The organism is Burkholderia sp. BCC1972, assembly GCF_905339605.1.
Lineage (GTDB): Bacteria > Pseudomonadota > Gammaproteobacteria > Burkholderiales > Burkholderiaceae > Burkholderia.
In genome coordinates this window covers 288191-305709 of sequence record NZ_CAJPGH010000001.1, presented here as the reverse complement: position 1 = coordinate 305709, position 17519 = coordinate 288191, and the positions used below count along the sequence as shown (strand labels likewise).

Annotated in this window: 14 protein-coding genes; 10 read left to right on the top strand and 4 right to left on the bottom strand. The window is 64.2% G+C overall.

Annotated elements, in window-relative coordinates:
• The first annotated feature begins 118 nt into the window (after positions 1–118).
• From U5798_RS01440 to U5798_RS01400, 9 genes are all read left to right on the top strand, one after another.
• Complete coding sequence (locus U5798_RS01440; protein ID WP_322080932.1) at positions 119–1918, top strand: hypothetical protein; 1800 nt, start codon at positions 119–121, stop codon at positions 1916–1918.
• A gap of 26 nt (positions 1919–1944) precedes the next feature.
• Positions 1945–4365 carry an SAM-dependent methyltransferase gene (locus tag U5798_RS01435; protein ID WP_322080931.1) on the top strand — a complete coding sequence of 807 codons (2421 nt, stop codon included), beginning with the start codon at positions 1945–1947 and terminating at the stop codon, positions 4363–4365.
• Positions 4362–5147, top strand: coding sequence for a streptomycin biosynthesis enzyme StrG (locus U5798_RS01430; RefSeq protein WP_124452736.1), 786 nt, complete (start codon positions 4362–4364; stop codon positions 5145–5147). The genes U5798_RS01435 and U5798_RS01430 overlap by 4 nt, the downstream gene beginning before the upstream one ends.
• Positions 5144–6319 (top strand): hypothetical protein, encoded by a 1176-nt coding sequence (locus U5798_RS01425; RefSeq protein WP_322080930.1) that lies wholly within the window; start codon positions 5144–5146, stop codon positions 6317–6319. Before U5798_RS01430 ends, U5798_RS01425 begins: the two co-directional genes overlap by 4 nt.
• Before the next feature lie 80 nt (positions 6320–6399).
• A complete protein-coding gene (locus U5798_RS01420) occupies positions 6400–7413 on the top strand; it encodes a hypothetical protein (protein WP_322080929.1) in 1014 nt (337 codons plus the stop codon).
• A 9-nt stretch (positions 7414–7422) separates the two neighbouring features.
• The gene (locus U5798_RS01415; RefSeq protein ID WP_322080928.1) at positions 7423–8067 is read left to right on the top strand and encodes a hypothetical protein; all 645 of its coding nucleotides are present in this window, start codon (positions 7423–7425) and stop codon (positions 8065–8067) included.
• Between the two features lie 911 nt (positions 8068–8978).
• Positions 8979–10676: a M4 family metallopeptidase gene (locus tag U5798_RS01410; protein WP_322080927.1), complete on the top strand. Its 1698-nt coding sequence runs from the start codon at positions 8979–8981 to the stop codon at positions 10674–10676.
• 234 nt (positions 10677–10910) lie between these two features.
• Positions 10911–11138 (top strand): hypothetical protein, encoded by a 228-nt coding sequence (locus U5798_RS01405; RefSeq protein WP_322080926.1) that lies wholly within the window; start codon positions 10911–10913, stop codon positions 11136–11138.
• A 165-nt stretch (positions 11139–11303) separates the two neighbouring features.
• On the top strand, positions 11304–12146 hold the full coding sequence (locus tag U5798_RS01400) for a hypothetical protein (RefSeq protein WP_322080925.1): 843 nt from the start codon (positions 11304–11306) through the stop codon (positions 12144–12146).
• Positions 12147–12394: 248 nt separating this feature from the next.
• Here the strand turns inward: U5798_RS01400 and U5798_RS01395 are convergent, their stop codons facing one another.
• A complete protein-coding gene (locus tag U5798_RS01395) occupies positions 12395–13984 on the bottom strand; it encodes a tetratricopeptide repeat-containing glycosyltransferase family protein (RefSeq protein ID WP_322080924.1) in 1590 nt (529 codons plus the stop codon).
• Positions 13985–14120: 136 nt separating this feature from the next.
• Positions 14121–15383 (bottom strand): glycosyltransferase family 9 protein, encoded by a 1263-nt coding sequence (locus U5798_RS01390; RefSeq protein ID WP_124452726.1) that lies wholly within the window; start codon positions 15381–15383, stop codon positions 14121–14123.
• A 266-nt stretch (positions 15384–15649) separates the two neighbouring features.
• On the opposite strand from U5798_RS01390, the gene U5798_RS01385 reads away from it, so the two are divergent.
• Complete coding sequence (locus tag U5798_RS01385) at positions 15650–15970, top strand: hypothetical protein (RefSeq protein WP_124452724.1); 321 nt, start codon at positions 15650–15652, stop codon at positions 15968–15970.
• 86 nt (positions 15971–16056) lie between these two features.
• Here the strand turns inward: U5798_RS01385 and U5798_RS01380 are convergent, their stop codons facing one another.
• Together U5798_RS01380 and U5798_RS01375 are read right to left on the bottom strand one after the other, a co-directional pair.
• On the bottom strand, positions 16057–17055 hold the full coding sequence (locus U5798_RS01380; protein WP_322080923.1) for an ABC transporter substrate-binding protein: 999 nt from the start codon (positions 17053–17055) through the stop codon (positions 16057–16059).
• 42 nt (positions 17056–17097) lie between these two features.
• The gene (locus U5798_RS01375; protein WP_322080922.1) at positions 17098–17442 is read right to left on the bottom strand and encodes a DUF3088 domain-containing protein; all 345 of its coding nucleotides are present in this window, start codon (positions 17440–17442) and stop codon (positions 17098–17100) included.
• Between the last annotated feature and the right edge of the window lie 77 nt (positions 17443–17519).

The window sequence follows — 17519 nt, the reverse complement described above, 5'->3', positions numbered from 1 at the left end:
CAGGATGCGGGCGTCCTGACAGGACGCGAATCAATTTCCACAGGAGATAAGCCATGGATACGTGCATTTGTCAGCCGTCCGATCTATCGCCGTATTCGCCCTGTTGCGCACGGGTGCAATGAACATGGCCACTTACCCGATCAACGTCACCAGCACTTACGGTGCGGCGGTGAATGTTTACACGACGATGTCGCCGACCCCGACCAATCCGCCGTCGACCGATCCCTCGGCCTACGTGCCGACCTATACGCTGCTCGGCAGCGTCCCGGCCGACGGCACCGGTCATTTCACGACCGACGAGCCGATCGCGCGCGTCGTGATTACGCGTCAGACGGACGAATTTCCGCTCAAGGTGGCCGTCGTGGAAGCACTCACGCCCGGGTCGCAGACGATTCCGCTCGCGCAGTCCGACGCGGATGTCGCAACGGCGGGCTGGAACTTCTACCGGAATATCGTGAGCCAGCCGTTCACGCCGACGGCACTGAACTTCAACGCGCTGGTTGAGAACACGCCGGTGACCAGCCTGCCGGATGCGGCGGCGACCTATTTCTCGCAGAACGGCGCAGCGGGGCTTACGTTTGGCCTCTATTCCGCGCTGGGCTACTGGGCGACGAATCAGCTCTATGCATTTCCCGGCACCTACTATTGTTACGAACCGCCGGCAGCGAGTTCGATGGGCTTCATCGTGCCAACAACCTGCGTCGGCACACTGACGATCACTGACGGCAAGGCGGTGTACACGCCGACCGGAGGCACGCCGATTCCACTCGATTTCGCGACCTCACGGCTATCCAGTGAAGGGGCAACCGCTAAAAACGGCATGCTGCTCACGGCTGTCATACGCGACCTCGCGTGGGAAGGGCACCCGGACACGATCACGTGGGCTTTCGTCGGCACGTACAACGGCCAGCAGTTCATCGCGCAGTCGTACCAGGACCCGACGCTGCCCTGGTACGCGGTGCTCTACGATCTCGTCTACGGTGCGTTCTTCACCGTCCAGCTCGCGATGGCCGTGGATGCGGCGATCAACCTGCTGGGCGCGATTCCCGGCGGGCTGCAATGGCTCGCGACCAACGTCGGCGAGATCGCCGGCAAGATTCGCGGCGCGCTCAACGCGAACGGCGACAGCGCGGCCCCGGACAGCGCAGTGGGGGACGATGCCGATCCCATCAACGTGGACGTCGACATCGACATCGATGTCGATATCGACGTGGATGTGGACATCGATATCGACGTGGATGTGGACGTGGATGTCGACATCGACGTGGACGTCGATTTCATTGCCGTGGTCGACGTGGATGTCGATGTCGATATCGACGTCGACATCGATGTTGTGACCGACAGCGACATCGACGTGGACGTGGACGTGGATATCGACACCGACGTCGATGTGCAGCCAGGGACGCTATCGCGCGTGCTCGGCGCGGTCGGCAACTGGATCATGACCAAGGCGCTGCCGACGCTCGTAGAGGGCGTCGCGATCTACGTCGCGTTCCAGACAGCCGGCAAGCTGCTCGACGCATGGCGGCAGGCAGACGAGCGCGACATGCAGAATCTCCAGCCGCGCCAGACGTCCGGGCTGGGCCTGCTCGTCAACTACATGCTGAACGATCCGATCCCGGTCGACACACGCTGGACCACCTTCAGCCAATACGTGCAGGAAGTGCAGGGCGATTCAACCACGCTACAGGTGACGCTGTCGACCATCCTGCAGACGAAGAACAGCCTGGCGGATACCGAAGCGCAGAACTGGCGATGGCCGCAGGACGCCCAGAACGCACTGGTGGCACAGATGAAGCAGAACACCGGCACCAACGCGTACCTGGCGTTCCAGACGCTCGCGAAAGCGACGTACCAGAACCGGCCGCTGCCCGTGAAGACGGGGGCGTCCGTTGCGATGGTCTACCTGAAGGGCTAATTGCCCGTCCGTTACGAGGATCGATCATGAGCACTGCCTGGCCGCAGCCGGACCCCGAGCGCTATCCCGATGCGGAAACGCATCGCCGCCGCTGGCGGCATCTCGCGCGCGAGATTGCGGCGCGTGCGGCGTCCATTACCGACGATCCGGCTGCGATTGCGCCGCCGGACCGGCCCGGTTCGCTCGAGATCCTCGGCTCCGGGATCGAGGCGAGCGGTTTCACGCGTGCAGACGAGGCGCGCATTCGTGCGGCAGATCATGTGTTCTTCTGCGTCGCGGACCCGGCGACGAAGGTCTGGCTGCTGCGCGAGCGGCCCGACGCCTATGACCTCTACACGCTGTACGACGACAGCAAGCGACGCTACGTCACGTACATGCAGATGGCCGAGGCGATGCTGCATCCGGTGCGACAGGGGCAGCGGGTCGTCGCGATCTTTTACGGTCATCCGGGCATCTTCGTGCTGGCGACGCACCGTGCCGTCCGAATTGCAAGGCGTGAAGGGCATCGCGCGGAGATGCGTGCGGCGGTCAGCGCGCTCGACACGCTTTGCGCGGATCTCGGCGTCGATCCCAGCCAGCCCGGCATGCAGATGTATGAGGCGACGGACATGCTGATCCGCAGCCGCCGGCCGGATACGGGATTGCACCTCGTGCTGTGGCAGGTCGGGCTGATCGGCGAGCTCGGCTATCGCCGCCAAGGGTATCTGAACAGCAACTTCTCGGTGTTGCTCGACTATCTCGAGGCGATGTACGGCGCCGACCATCCGGTCGTGAACTATGTCGGCTCGCGCTATCCCGGCGTCGAGCCGCTGATCGACCGTCAGACGATCGCCTCGCTGAGGGATCCGTCGGTACAGAACTGGGTGACGGGCATCTCGACCTTCTACCTGCCGCCCAAGGACGCGGCCCTCGCGGATGCGGCGATGCTCGACCGACTCGGGCTGCTGCACCCGGGCCAGCCGCTGCGCACGAGCGCCGAAGCGTTGCGCGTGATCGATCGCTATGGTCCGCGCGAACGCCGGGCGTTCACCGATTTCGCGACCTTCGACGTGCCGCAGAGCTATCAGTGGCAGCCCGACAGCGCGGCCGCGCGGTTCGTGCTCGCGCTGTGCGACGATCCGCACCTGCGCGAGCGCTATCGCGACGATGCCGCCACGGCCGTCGCCGGCTGGCCGGGCCTGTCGCCACGCGAGCGCGAGCTGCTGAGCCGGCGCGATGCCGGAGCGATCCAGCTCGCCGCAAAGGGACTGCGTGCCGGCGGCGAGCCCGAAAACCGCCGGCTGCTGAGCCTGCTGCTCGACCGCAAGTCGGCGAGCGCGACGCTGCTCGCGACGGTCAAGCGCGCGCCGGCCGGCCACGTCCAGGCGGCGGCCGCCTCGTGGAGCGACGCACGGGGCATCGCGGCCGACTGGCCTGCGCTCACCGCCGATTTCCAGCAACTGCTGCGTCGCGACTTGGCGGTATGGAGCGGTTTCTATCTGGCCGCCGGGCACGCATTGTCGCTGTCGGTGTTCGGCCGGCCGGACGGCAGTGTCACGCGCGTCGACCTGAATGGGGTGCGCGTGCAGGCCGCGCGTTTCGACAAGGGCGTGCTCACGTGGTCCGCCGATGCCGGAAATCCTTGCTCCGGCTACTTGCAGCCCGATCTGCGTCCCGGCGGCCAGCGGCGCTGGGTCGGGCTGATCTGGCCGGCGGGTGCCCACCCCGATACATCGCACAAGCTCGTCGTGGACGAGTGCCTGGCGCGCTCGCGGCTCCCGGCAAGCGCGATCGCCGGAGTCTATCGATGGCTCGCGCCCGACGCCGGCGAGCACCTGATCGCGATCCTGCCGACGGCCACCGGGATGAGCGTGACGCTCAACGGCACGCCTGTCGACGAACCGCTGTCGATCGGCCGCGACCATTTCACGCTCGGCGTGCGCCGCGTGCCGTTCGCGGCCCGCATCTGCGACGACCTGCCCGCCGCGTACCTGCATGGCGAATACCGACTGCTGCTACGGCACGGGGCGCTGGCTGAAGTGACCTCTGCATGCGTCGATGCCGGCGGCTTCTCGATCGGCGGGCGGCGCGTGGCCGCGACGTTCGACGGCGAAGCGATGCAATGGCGTGACGGGCCGTCCGCGATGGCGAGCGGATCGCTGACATTCACGCTCGACCCGGTCACATTGCGTCCGCTCGTGCACGGCACCGCGCAAGGCGCTAGCGGCGCGAGCAGCGCGCTGCGCGGGATGACGGTCATGAGCGACGCCGACGCCGCCGTGCTCGCTGCGACACCGCGGCTCGGGCTGCCCGACTGGGCGTGGGCGCATCTTGTCGCGATCATGGCCGCAGCGAGCCGCAAGGGCGGGCTGTTCCTGTGGCACGGCTATGAGCGCGCATCGACCAATCTCGCGCGTGTCCGCCAGCTGCTTGCGCGACTGCACCGGGATGGAGCGGACCACCCATGAGCACCGTCATGGGCACGGATGCGTCGATTGCCGACGTCGATCGCGCGGAACTCGTACGCGAAGCCGGACAGCGCCCGCGGCGCACATGGGTGCTGTTCGACTACGACACGGCGCGCTTTCCATTCGCGGCCGTGCTGAGCCGCGACGTGTACAAGGTGCAGCGCCTCGACCGGCTGCATGAGTACCTGCTCGACCATCGGCGGCGTAACGGGCGCAGTGCTCGGATCGGCCCGCGCGACAATTTGATGGTGAGCGCGATGATGGAGCGTCAGTCAGCCGATGCCGATTTCTGGAAGCTCTACCACGGCTTCATGCTCGCTAAGCTCGCGCCCCTGGTAGGGCGCGGGATCTCGTACACGAGCCATCCGAAGCTGCGCATCCACCTGTCCGGCACAGCCAGCATCAGCTCGTTTCATCACGACATCTGCGTGACGCGCCGGATCGACCAGATCAACTTCTGGATGCCGTTCACCGACGTGTTCGACGGCGCGACGTTGTGGCTCGAGCGCGACTACGGCAGCGGCGAGTTTGAATCGGTCCCGGTGCGATACGGGCAAGTGCTGATCTTCGACGGCGGGTATCTGGGCCACGGCACGGTCGCCAATCATTCCGGCGTGACGCGTGTGAGCCTGGACATGCGGTTTTCCTACAAGCGGGCGACGACGCGCGCCGAAGGCGTCGCGCTGATGGACCGGATCGTCAACGTGCTCGAGCGGCCGTGCGGCAGCGGCGGCAACGCCGGGCCCGTCGGGCAATCCCTGATCACGCAGGAGGCACCATGATTCAGGAACTCGGGCAGCAGGCGCTGGCCGTCGCGGTGGACGTGACAGGCCTGGCGCGCAACCGGCCGCGATCGGTCGGCGCGGTGCATTACGGGCCCGACGGCGCGAGCGTCGCGACCATGGGCCACGCCAGCTACGCCGACGTGTCGGATGCGGGCGGCACGATCCGCTATGCGGCATCGCTCGCGGGCGGCGCGCCCCATTCGACGTCCGACATCGTCGTCGATGCGCAAGGCCGCGCGGTGTCGTCGGCGACGCGACTGCTCACCGCCGACGGCACGCTGCGGCGCACGGTGCAAGGCATCTATCGCGCGCTGGCGCTCGACCCCGCCGGCTGGCCGACCGAAGGTGTCGCGCAATTCTCGCTCGCCGGGCCCGACGGGTCGCCAAGCCATGTCGCCGAGATGACCTACGCGAACGAACGGCCTGCGCGTTACTCGCTCGTCAACGATGCATCCGGCGGGAACGGCGCGATCGCGAGCCGCCTCGAGATCGATTTCGCGAACGCCGTGCTGGTCGGCACGCGGCTCAGGGGCGGCGAACTGGCGATTTTCCGCCATGCCGGCCCTGCGCTGACGCTCGCGAGCACCGCGCGCTCGATCCTGACCGCACACGGAACGCCAGGCCGTCTGCTCGCCACCAACTACGCGGAAGACGGCTCAACGGTGCGCCAACGTGTCGAATCCAACTACAGCGGGGTCGCGTTCGATGCGCGCGGCAAGATTCTCGACGGGCATCTGCTCGTCACGCTGCAGCCGGGGGGCAGCAACACGCAGGTGCTGACGCTGTTTCGCTTCACGAACGGCAAGCTGACCTCGACACGCGTGCTGAAACCGGGGGACCCCGTGCCGCCGCCGCGCGAAGCCGCGCCGGCGAAACCTGTGCCGGAGCCCTGGCAGCCCACGCGTGCGCCGGATCGGACGCGGCGGGCATTCCGCGCCGATGGCAGCCTCGCGCAGGTGCGCGACGAATGGCTATCGAGTGGGGGCGCGGCGCCATGGCGCTCGCTCGTCACGGGTTTCGCTACCGACGGCCGGACCGTCGTGCGCGTGACCGACGTCGACTATCGCGCGGCGCAGTTCGCGACCGACGGGCAACCGATCGGCGGCACGATCATCTCCACCCGGTTCGAAGGCGGCGTTCGGTCGAGCACGACCCGCGTCGAGTACTAGATGCAGACGCGGCGTGCATGCCGCGAGCGACGTCATCACCGTCAACCTGTGTTGTTCCTACTCACCTACGGAGAAAAACGATGGCTATCAACAAGAACTGCTCGATCACCAACAAGTCGGGCAAGAGCGTCGTCGTGCTCAATGCGTTCAACTCGTCGACCAACGTCGCGCAGAACTCGTCGAAGCAGGGCTATCTGCAGGAGCTGACGTTGCTGGCGCTATCGTCGGGCGGCAAGGTGCTGGCCAACGGCGCGGCCGGCACGGTCACGCTCGACGGCACCTACACCGATTCGAAGGGGCAGACCAAGCCATGCTTCATTTACCAATTGCTGATTTCGCAGCCGGATTCACTGTTCCCGGTCATGTCGGTCGGCGAAGCACTCGATTTCAGCACGCAGGGCTACCCGCCGATCTCCGTGACCGAAGCTGCCGCCGCGAACATGGCCAAGGCGCTCAGCTTCTGCCAGAACATCATGACGTCGCCGACGTCGAAAATGGCGACCGGCTTCCAGAGCGCGATGACCGACGCGTTCAAGTTGCCGTCCGTGTCCGACAGCGAGAAGGCAATTGCCGCCTTCTTCAACCAGTACGACCTGTTCAAGGGGCTCGACTTCCCGAGCTACGTCGCGGTCAGCACCTGGATGCGCGGCTATGCGTATCTATGGGGCATGGACGACAAAGGCCAGCCGGGCCGGACCTACTATGTCTATTCGGCGCCGGGAGACGGCAAGACCGGCGCGACGTCCGAAGGCACGATCGTGTTCGCCAGGAAGTCGGGGGCACCGTCGCCGGCTGATCCGGCCGACCGTCTGAGCGGCATGACGATCACGCTCACCGGGTCAAGTAGCTCGACGAGCACGCTGTCGTTCGACAATGGGCAGATCGTCGATACCGCCGGTGCGGTTGCGCTCAATGCGGCATTCGGCTTCAAGGGGACCTTCACGGGCAAGGAGAGCGACACCACCGCGTGGCCGATCCTGACCGGCACGCTGCTCAACAAGAAGGTAATCGCGATCCCGCTCGCGCCGGAGTCGGGCTGGCACAAGTTCTGGTCGAACCTCACGTTCGAGAAGGTGCTCGGCTACTTCCTGTAGGCGATGGGCGTGTGGATGGCGCTCGATTTCCTGAAGCAAAAGCTGACCGGCAAGGACAACAAGCTCCAGGACGACCAGGCCAACGAGAATCGCGGCGATGCGCCCAACCAGCAACAGCAGCAGGATGCGCAGGATGCCGGCGACGCGATCGGCAACGACGCGCGGCAGCAGGACCAGCAACTAGCCGACCGGGCCGCAGGCGAAGGCAACGTGCAGGTGCCGGCGGACGATGCCGCATTCGCGAACGACGTGAGTGCGGCGCGTGCGTCGGGCTCCGAAGCATACAGCGAGGTGGCCGGGGACAACATCGGCGGCGGGATTGACAGCGCGAGCACACAGCTCAAGGATCTCGCGCAGATCGAGGTCAACGAGCAGATCGAGGAGGCCGAGGGCAACCTGGTCGACGCGAGCTCGAAGCTCGAAGCCGGTCAACTGAGCGAAGCGAACCAAAGCCTCGGCGAGGTCACGCAATCGCTTCCCGACATCGTCGAGAATCTGGGCGACCAGGTGAGCCAGCAATTGAAGGACCAGGTCGAGGAAGCCGTCGAGGTGCAGCAAGAGGCGTCCGACGTCGCCGAAGAGACGAGCGATAACGCCGACGAGGCAGGTTCCGGCGACGAGGAGCCGTTCGAGGATGGTGTCGTTCCCGAGTGACCGGGAGCGCGAAATTCGTCGATCCGCCGGGTCGCCCGTATGGGTGACCCGACATGGCCGTCTCTTTGGCTAGCCGAATCCCGTGGCACTCCCAGGGCTTCTCGCAGGCCAGCGTCGGCCCGAATCCGTTCCGTTGCAGCCATTGAAGCCTCCGGAGCTGGATTGCCAGCGGCCGGACAGCTTACGATGGGTCGGAAAGCGGACATTACTAAATGGCCGTTACAATCAAAAAAGTGATCATCAGCATTATGTCAAATATGGTGCTAGACGCAAGTTCATGGAAGCCGGGATCCAGCAGCATCAGATGCATTAGCAGCATCTGATGCCGTAGCGCGCCGAGTCGACAGTGGATCGCATGACTGGTACTACCGACCGTCAGGCGATAATCAACGCGACCGGAAGATATTGCATCGATTTACATTCTAAATCTCGTAACACGCAACACAACTGTCTCCGTCAGGCGTTCACTGCGGATTTGTTGGCATTGACATCAAAAAGAGAAAATATCGACGGCATTATCAATGCCGCTCGAGAGTGCCAAAAATAGCAACCATCACCACAAATATTTAATAAAAAAGCTTCATCCATCTCCTCGATTCTGCTTCCACTCATCCATCGGCCCACCCGCCCTGCATCACACGCTGCCTTGCCCGGAGCGGCGCAACGCTTGCCCCCGTGCTTTCGACGTAATGTCCCCCTACCTCCAAGACGGCCGACAGAATCATTTCAAATTTCTCACCAAATCACGACTCGATTAACGAGGCTGATATGAAAATTTAATATCAATAGAAACATCTTGTAATTATAAAAGCCACCCTCTAGCATGCCTCTGCTGTTCGCGACATGTCTTACATCGAAGTCTTCACTTGATTCATTCCTCGAACAAACCCACTCATAATCTGGGGAATTACATGAAGAAACTGTCTCGACTGCTGCCCATCACCGCGATTACCGTCGCGAGTCTCAGTGCTTTTGCCCAGGCCGGCGACCAGTCGGCCGCGGTCGACAAAGCGCTGCAACTGATCCAGCAGAACCCGTCCGCCTTCAGCCTCGCCATCGGCGGCACTGCACGTACGTTGAAGTTCGCGGGGCCGCAAGCGAACGCACCGACGGATGGCGATCAGTTCCAGGTACGCGACGTGATCGTCGATCCCGACGGCACCGAGCACGTGCGCTTCGATCGCTTCTACGCGGGCCTGCCCGTGATCGGCGGCGACGTTGTCGTCCATTCGAGCAAGGGGCAGTTGAAGCAAGCCAGCCTGACCCAGCTCGCACCGATCAATCTCGCCGCCACGATCGGCAAGGTCGGGAACCGCTCGGTGGTACGCAACGCACCCGACGTCGGCGCGGTCAAGGCCAGACGCATCGCGGCCGCGCGCTTCGACTCGGACGTCCGTCGCGTCGATGACGCGGGGCTCGTCGTATTCGCACGCGATGCCGCACCGGTCCTGGCCTACGCGGTGCGCGTATATGGCAAGGCGACCGATGCGCACGGCGATGCGGTGCTGTACTACGTCGACGCGCGCACGGGCACCGTGCTCGACGCGCAAGACCTGATCAAGACCGCCGCCGCGACCGGTACCGGCCGCTCGCTGTACTACGGCAACCTGACGCTCACCACGGACCAGACCGGCACGAACGCGTACCGCATGCTCGATCCGAGCCGCGGCAGCGGCTCGGTCTATGATGGTCGCGGCTTGAGCTCGGACGATGTCGAGCAAGCGACCGACCTGCCGATCTTCACGAGCAGCACGAACGTGTGGGGCAACAATACGACGACCGACCGGCAGACCGTCGCGGCAGACATCGACTATGGTCTCGCATTGACTTGGGACTACTACAAGACAACGCACAACCGCAACGGCATCTTCAACGACGGCCGCGGCGTGAAGAGCTACGCTCACGTGGTATTCAACACCGGCAGCGGCACGACCGGCGCCAATGCGGCATGGCTATCGTCGCACGTGATGGTGTATGGCGACGGCGATCCGGGCACCCGCCTGCCGAAACCGGTCGTTTCAGTCGATGTCGCCGGGCACGAGATGAGCCACGGCGTGACCGAGGCCACCGCCAACCTGAACTATTCGGGTGACGCCGGCGGCCTGAACGAATCGACGTCCGACATTTTCGGCACGCTCGTGAAGTACTACGCGAACAACCCGAACGATCCCGGCAACTACGTGATCGGCGCACGTGTGGTGAGCGGCGGCCTGCGCAAGATGTACAAGCAGGATCTCGACGGCCGGTCGTTCAGTTGTTATCCGTCGGGCGGCTTCTCATGGTCGAATCCGCGCCACGATCCGCACTTCACGTCGGGCGTCGGCAACCGCTTCTTCTACCTGTTGTCGGAAGGCCCGGCGGTACCGTTGACCGACACCGGCCTGTCGCGGACGCAACTGGTCTGCAACGGCGACACGACCTTCAGCGGCCTGGGTCGCGAAAAGGCCGGCAAGATCTGGTACCGGACGCTGACCGTGTACCTGAACGCCAACTCGAGCTACCCGAACGCGCGACGTGCGTCGATCCAGGCGGCGAACGACCTGTATGGCGCGAACTCGGCGGAAAGCGCAACGGTCGCACGCGCCTGGAGTGCGGTCGGGGTGAACTGACGGCGCGTGTGTGAGCCCGTCGAACGCCTGGTGATCGCGTAGCAGTACTTCGCTCCGGAGGGAGGTAATCCGAACGAGGTCACGCGACGCTCGGGCGAACGACGGGCCGGTGTCGATCAACCGTCTGCGATTTTCAGGCGGTTGATCGGCAGACATTGCTCCTTGGGTGGATTGACACCCACAAGGTCGCGCTCGGTCGCTGGCTGCAATGCCGCCCTTCCCTCATTTGCTGTCATGCCTCACCGCGTCGCCGCCTTCGAAATCGCCGGCCGCTATCGCCAAGGTCACGACACGTTGCGCAACATCACCGCGCGGGCCAGCCTCGTGCGTAACGCGTCCGGCGTCAACTGGGCCGCCGAGGCGTCGCCTCCGTCCAGCACGACCGAATGCATCGGCTACTTCGAGGGTGCGCTGGAGTCCGGGATCAGGGCCGCCGATGAGGTGATCAAGGCATTGCGCTGACCCGTCGGCCCGCATCCCGGCATCTTCGGGTTCACGCCGTGCTGGCAGCGTGCCGACAACGCGTTATATTCTCGTCCGAGGCAGGACGCGCGCTCGCATCCGCGGAAGGCGTCCCGCCGTCGCCGCATTCTCCGACGCGTTTGCTCACCCAGCGAGAACAAATAGATGGACCACGCGCAATACTTCAACCAGAGCTCGATCCAGGCCGCGAATCTTCGTCTGCACTATCTGTCGCAGTTGCTGCGTGAACAAACGGGTTCGATCGTCCAGTACGGCATCCTTCGCGGCTATCCCATCGGCTTCAGTCAGTGGGCGGAGGTCGCGGTCGGCGGCTACCTGCTCGGCACCTATGAAATCGCGGTGTGCGCGATTCTGGAAGCGCTCGGCTCGCGCGAAAAGGTGCTGGTCGACCTCGGGGCTGCCGACGGGATCTTCGGCATCGGCCTGGTGCGGAACAACGTCTTTGCCCGCAGCCTGTGCTTCGAGATGGACGACCAGCGCCGCCAGGCCATCCAGCACCGCGCCGCAGAGATGGGGCTGGCGGATCGCGTCGCCGTCTACGGCAAGGCCGATCGCAACCTGCCGGCGATACTCTCGGAGCACGGTGGCGCCCCGGCTGACCGGGTCATCCTGTGCGATATCGAGGGCGCGGAGTTCGACCTGTTCGACGATACGCTGCTGGAACAGCTCTCCGGCAGCCACGTGATCATCGAAATTCACGACTTTCTGCTGTCCGACCCGGAGCAAGCCGCACGCGCATTCGACGAACTGAGCCAGCGCGCGAGCCGGCACTTCCACGTGTACGAGATCCGCGACGGGTTGCGGGACATTCGCAATATCCCGTTGCTGCGCCACTGGTCGGACTGGGATGCCTGGCTGATGTGCGTCGAGGCGCGTTACCGGATGATGCGGTGGCTCTGGCTCGAGCCGAAAAGCCAGCCGCGGCGCGCCGACCAGGACATCGATCGGCTGATCCTCGACTACCAACGCCGGATCTTTGCGGTCTGACGAACTCGCGCAGCGCGGATCGGCGCGGCGCATCGGGCGAACGCGACGAGTCCGTCGCGCGCTGCGATAACGGGTAGCCCGGATTTTCCATCAGTCCGGCTACATGATTTGCGCGCGCAATCAATTATCGGGAAGCAATTGAGCCCGATTCGTCGCCATGCGATAGCGCGGCGAATCAAATTTTCGGCCTTGGCACGCATTCGCTCGTGACGAATGCGACGCTCGAACGCAATTGAACGCATTGCCCGTCAATCGGCTCCACGCAAGGCACCGCGCTGCGATTCCAGCGCGTCGCGCACGGCTTCGGTGACGCTTCGCCAGTTGCCGGGTGTCGCCTGACGAAAGACACGAATGTCCGGGTACCAGGGCCCCGTGTCGCCGCGCGCGCCCCAGCGCCACTCCGGCGCGCCGAGCATGACCCACGCCGGCAGCCCGAGCGCGCCGGCCAAATGCACGGGCGCCGAGCAGATCGAGATGGTCAGGTCTAGCGATGCCGCAAATACAGCCGTATCGTAAAGATCGTTCCATTCATCAGATCGATTCAGGATCGACAGTCGGCTGCGAGCCGCGAAGTCCGGCTCGAGCGGATGCTTCTGGAGCACGAACCAGTCGACGTTCTCGATCTCGGCCAACGGCTGGAGATCTTCCGGCGCAAGACTGCGAGCACGCCCCGCAAAGTAATTCGGCGACGTGTCCCAGCACAAGCCGATCCGCAGCCGGTCGGATGCGCTTCGACGGTCGGCCCTTGCCTTGGCGACATCCGGGTCCCTCAGTTTGATATAGCCGTCCCGATAGGTCGGCACCTCGCCTTCGATTGCGCCCAGCCGCGCAGGCAGCAAGTTCTCGAATATCCAGTAGTCGTAGGTGCCCCAGGTCTCGACGGGCCACGCGCTCAACAGCTCGTCGACACCGTCGAGGCCGTGCAGAAGCTGCATCAGTTCCGGTTTGACGCAGAGCGTGACATGGGCGCCCGCTGCCTTCAGGGTTCGAGCGTAGCGTGCGTACATCAGGCAATCGCCGAGGCCGAGATGGCTGATCACCAGCAGGCGCTTGCCCTCGAGAGGCTGCCCGCGCCACAAACGATCGTGATGAGCAGTCAATACACCGGGGCCACTGCCGAGCGGCGCGAGATCCGCGAGCATTTCGTAGCGACGCCAGCCTGCTCTCGTGTCGCCCAGCAACAGGAGCAGATTCGCCAGCGGAAAAAGAACATCGCCTCGGTACGGATCCTGTTCGGCGGCCCGATACAGATAGCCCAGGCTTTCCTCCAGGCGGCCCAACAGGTAGAGCGAGATTCCGCACTGCACCAGCGTGCCGAGATCCGCCGGATACTGTTCCAGGATGGCGCGGGCGATCTGGACGGCACCTTCGTGGTCGTCGAGGAATCGATGGCGCGCCCTCAATACGATCCCCGGATCGCCGGATTCGGCGGCCTTCGCGCCATGCCGGCGTGCGGCATCGAAGTCGAGCACCTGAAAACTCGCGTCGGCCAGCATCAGATGCAACTCGGCATTCGATGGAAATGCGTCCACGCCCGCCTTCAAACTGGCGATGGCGGCGGCGCGATCGTTCAGGTGATTGAAACAGATCAGCGCCTTTTCCCGCCATGGAATGGTCGATACAGGCGTCGCAGCGATGGCGCGATCGCAGGCTTCGAGTGCCGCTCCGGTGCGACCCGAGCGCAGCAGTGCATCCACGTAGGGGCGAAATACCGTATCGCTATTCGGATACTTTTCAAACAGGGCCCGGAACAGATCCGCCGACCGGTCGAACTGCCCGACATCCTCTGCTTCGCGCGCCTGTGCGGCAATGCTATTGAATTCCTCTTCAAACGACATTCGTGCTCCGATCGAAAATCACTTAACCAGCCAGTCCCGACATGTCGATGATTTGTCCCGGACTACGAATGGTTGGCAACGTCGACGAACCGGCGCATGGCGTCTACACGCTCGATACGGCCGAAAGCGACCGCGCCTACCAGATCGCATCGTTGCCAGACAACGCATCTGCCATCTCCGATATCGGTTTGCTCCAATCGCCCAATGTGGCTTGTCGATACAACTGCATGGACCTGTACCACGGCGTATCACGATGGCTGTTGTACCAGCGCTCATCGCAGGCAGCCGACAGCAACACCCATACCGGCCGGCCGAGTGCGCCAGCGAGGTGGGCCGGTCCGGTATCCACCGTAATCAATAGATCCAGCGCATTGAAGACGACGGCGGTGTCGCCGAGATCGCTCAACTCGTCACTAATGACGCTAATGCCGTGCTTATTGAGCACTGCATGTTCATTGTCGGTAAGCTGGCCGAACTGCAGCGCGTGGAAGCGGCTCCCCGGCGCGCTGAACAATGGCGAAAGTTGCTCCAGCGAAATGGATCGGTACGGTTCGTGGCGCACCGCGGTGTTGCTGCGCCAGATCAGGCCGATCTCGCGAACCCCCTGGCGTCGATTCCTGAAAGTGTCGGCAATACGGGGCGGCAATGCTCGTCCGGCCGGCGCCTGCACGTACGAACCGCTGTAGCCCGGGAAGTATGGCGTCGTCTGATATCGGGCAAAGAGGTCGAAGGTACAGATGATGCAATCACTCTGGTCAATGGCACTGCGGGCGTCCGCAACGATCGTGATCCAGTCCACGGCGGAAAAAACCGGCGCCAGCGTGTCCGGTGCCTGCAAGACGACAGCCAGCGCGCCTTCATCCCGCAAGAGGTGCAAGTACCGGGAAAACATGATCACGTCACCCAGTCCGCCTTCCTGAATGATGAGGACACGCTTGCCCGCGACCGATTCGTCGAATCGCAGCAACTTGCCGACGACCTTCTCGTACTCGATGGTATTGCCTGGATAGATATTCGAAACGATGGCGGCCCGCCCCCATGCATCGCGTAGCCGTCGACTCAGGGCATGGGCTTCACGAAAGCGACCTTGAGCGTATTGCGAGATCGCGAGCTCAACCCTCAGGACCCTGAGGTCCGGTTCGTGGTGAAGCTCGGTGAGTGCCCGAGTCAGCAGCGTTTCGGCCTGCGCAAAGAGGCCGAGATAGTTCATGTCGATGCCGATCTGCGCGCGCAAGAATGGTTCTTCGACTCGTTCCGCGAGCTCTTTCACGACGCGGATTGCTTCCTCCGCGTGACCCGAGAGTCTGAGCGCGCGGCTCAGCGCGAGTCCGGCGCTTGCGGATTTTTCCCGGAGGTAGGCGTTGTATGCACTGTCGAGCCCGATTTGGTCGCCGATCAATTTATCCCCGCGTGATTTTCTGTTTGCCCGCGATGTTCGATTATTACCACGGCGCGGGGTCCCGATGTGGCATAAAAGCACGCCACTCGGCCGAACATTTGTTAAATAGCTTGAATGACCGACAACCGGCCGGCAATTTGCCTTAACATCCGGCCGTCATCCTCGCTGATGCCGAGCACGGTCGACCGGCCGCAGGCAACGGCCACGGTATTTTCTTTCGGGCGCCCGAGCCGGGCGCCGATTTCATTCGCACGCCAGGACCGATCATGTTCCAGTCCCCGGGAGATTCATTCGTCAGCGGCTCGTTGCTCGGCCTGTGCGTCGAGGTGCCGCTCGCCGCGCTGGTTTCGCTGGCGATGCACGGTGTCGACTGGAACGGGCAACGCATCGCGATGCTCGTCGCCACGCCCGTGCTGATCGCATGCATCGCGCTGCTCACTCGCCCGGTGGCATTCAGCACGATCTGGAAGCACAAGCGCTCGCCTTTCGTGCTCGACGACAATGTTCGTGCATCGATTTACGGCCGGCTCAGCGGAATCGCGCTCGGGCTGGTATTCGGCATCATGGTCGCGACGACGTTCTCATGATCCCGCCAGGCCGTATCGCTCGGCACTGTCCGCGTCGAGCCTGAAGCATCGCCCCGTTCACGGGGGCATCGTCCTGCGGCACCGGCTTACCCTGCCGCAACCACCGAATTGAACGACGTATCCCACAACGGCGCGACGTTGGCCGGCCCGTCAAGCACGCCGATCCGCGCGAACACATCCGCGACCTGTTGATGCTGCGCGACCACGTCGGGTGTCACCGGCAGTAGCGCAAAGTCCTCGCTGCGCTGGTCGAACATCGTGACGAGATCGGCCACCGGCACGCGCGTCTCGCGGTTCTGCGCGAGTGCGTAGTCGCGGAAATGCCCGTTTGCCCATGCATACGCGTGCCGGAACCGCAGCAGCAGATCGGCGGTGGCCGCCCGGCGGCGCGCGTCGTCGAGCGTGCGGGGATTCGCGTACACGGGGAAATTGCCCGACAGATAGCCCTTCCCCGTCTTCAGCACGCGCGCGCCGTAGCGATTGCGTGCGAGCTGGCCGTTGTAGCCGTAGATCGCCCACGCGTCGATGTCGCCGCGATCGTATGCGGACAGCCCATCGGTCGGCGACAGGTTGATCGGCTGGATGTCGTCGAAACCGAGGCCGGCCTCCGTCAGCTGGCGATACAGGAAATAGTGCGACGTCGTCGCGCGCACGTAACCGACGCGCTTGCCCTTCAGGTCCGCGATGGTGCGGATCGGCGTGTCCCTGCGCGCGAGCGTGACCTGGTTGTTCAGGTCTTCGCGCACTCGCGAAATGAACCGCACATTGGCTTTCTGGCGCGCGGCGAATACCGCGGGTATTTCGCTACCCGAACCGATATCGAGCGCGTCTGCATTCAGCGCCTCGATATGCAGCACGCCATTGTTCAGTTCGCGCCAGTCGATCCGGTACGGCGTATCGCCGAGCCCGGCCGCCTGCAGCAGCGCACGCCAGCCACCTTTGTAGGTCGCGACGCGCAACGTCGTGCCGGCGAGATCGGTGTTGACGGCCGGTGCCGCGAATGCGGACCTCCCGGCCAGGGGCGCCGCCGCGGCCGCAGCGCCGGCGAGCAGCAGGCGGCGGCGTGCCACCGAGATTGACGACATCGAATGCTCCTGTCGATCGAATGAGTCGTTGGAATCGTCGCGTCAGTGCAGCGCCGGAAATCCGTGGCGTTCGGCCAGCAGCTCGAGAATGCGGCGCGCGTCGGTGACGAAGCGCACGTCGCCGAGCGTCTGCGCATCGTCCGGCGCCGGCTGGTCGCGACCGAGTACGAGGACCGGCAGGCCCTGGTGCGCCTCGTCGAGCGCGGCGATTACCGCGGGCCGCGGCCGCTCGAAGCCGACGCGTTTCACATCGATGCGGCCGGCACGATCGGGCGCGCTCGCCAGCAGCCCTTCGATCGACAGTCCGTGCGGACAGACGAAGCGTTGGCCCGGATGCTTCGGATCGGCAAAGCTCGGTTCCAGCAGAAACAGCACATCGCGACTCATGTCAAACGGCTCCTGTATTCGTTGATCCATCCAACCGGGATGAACGCGCACACGCGTGCGCTGCGGTTCCCGGCGCA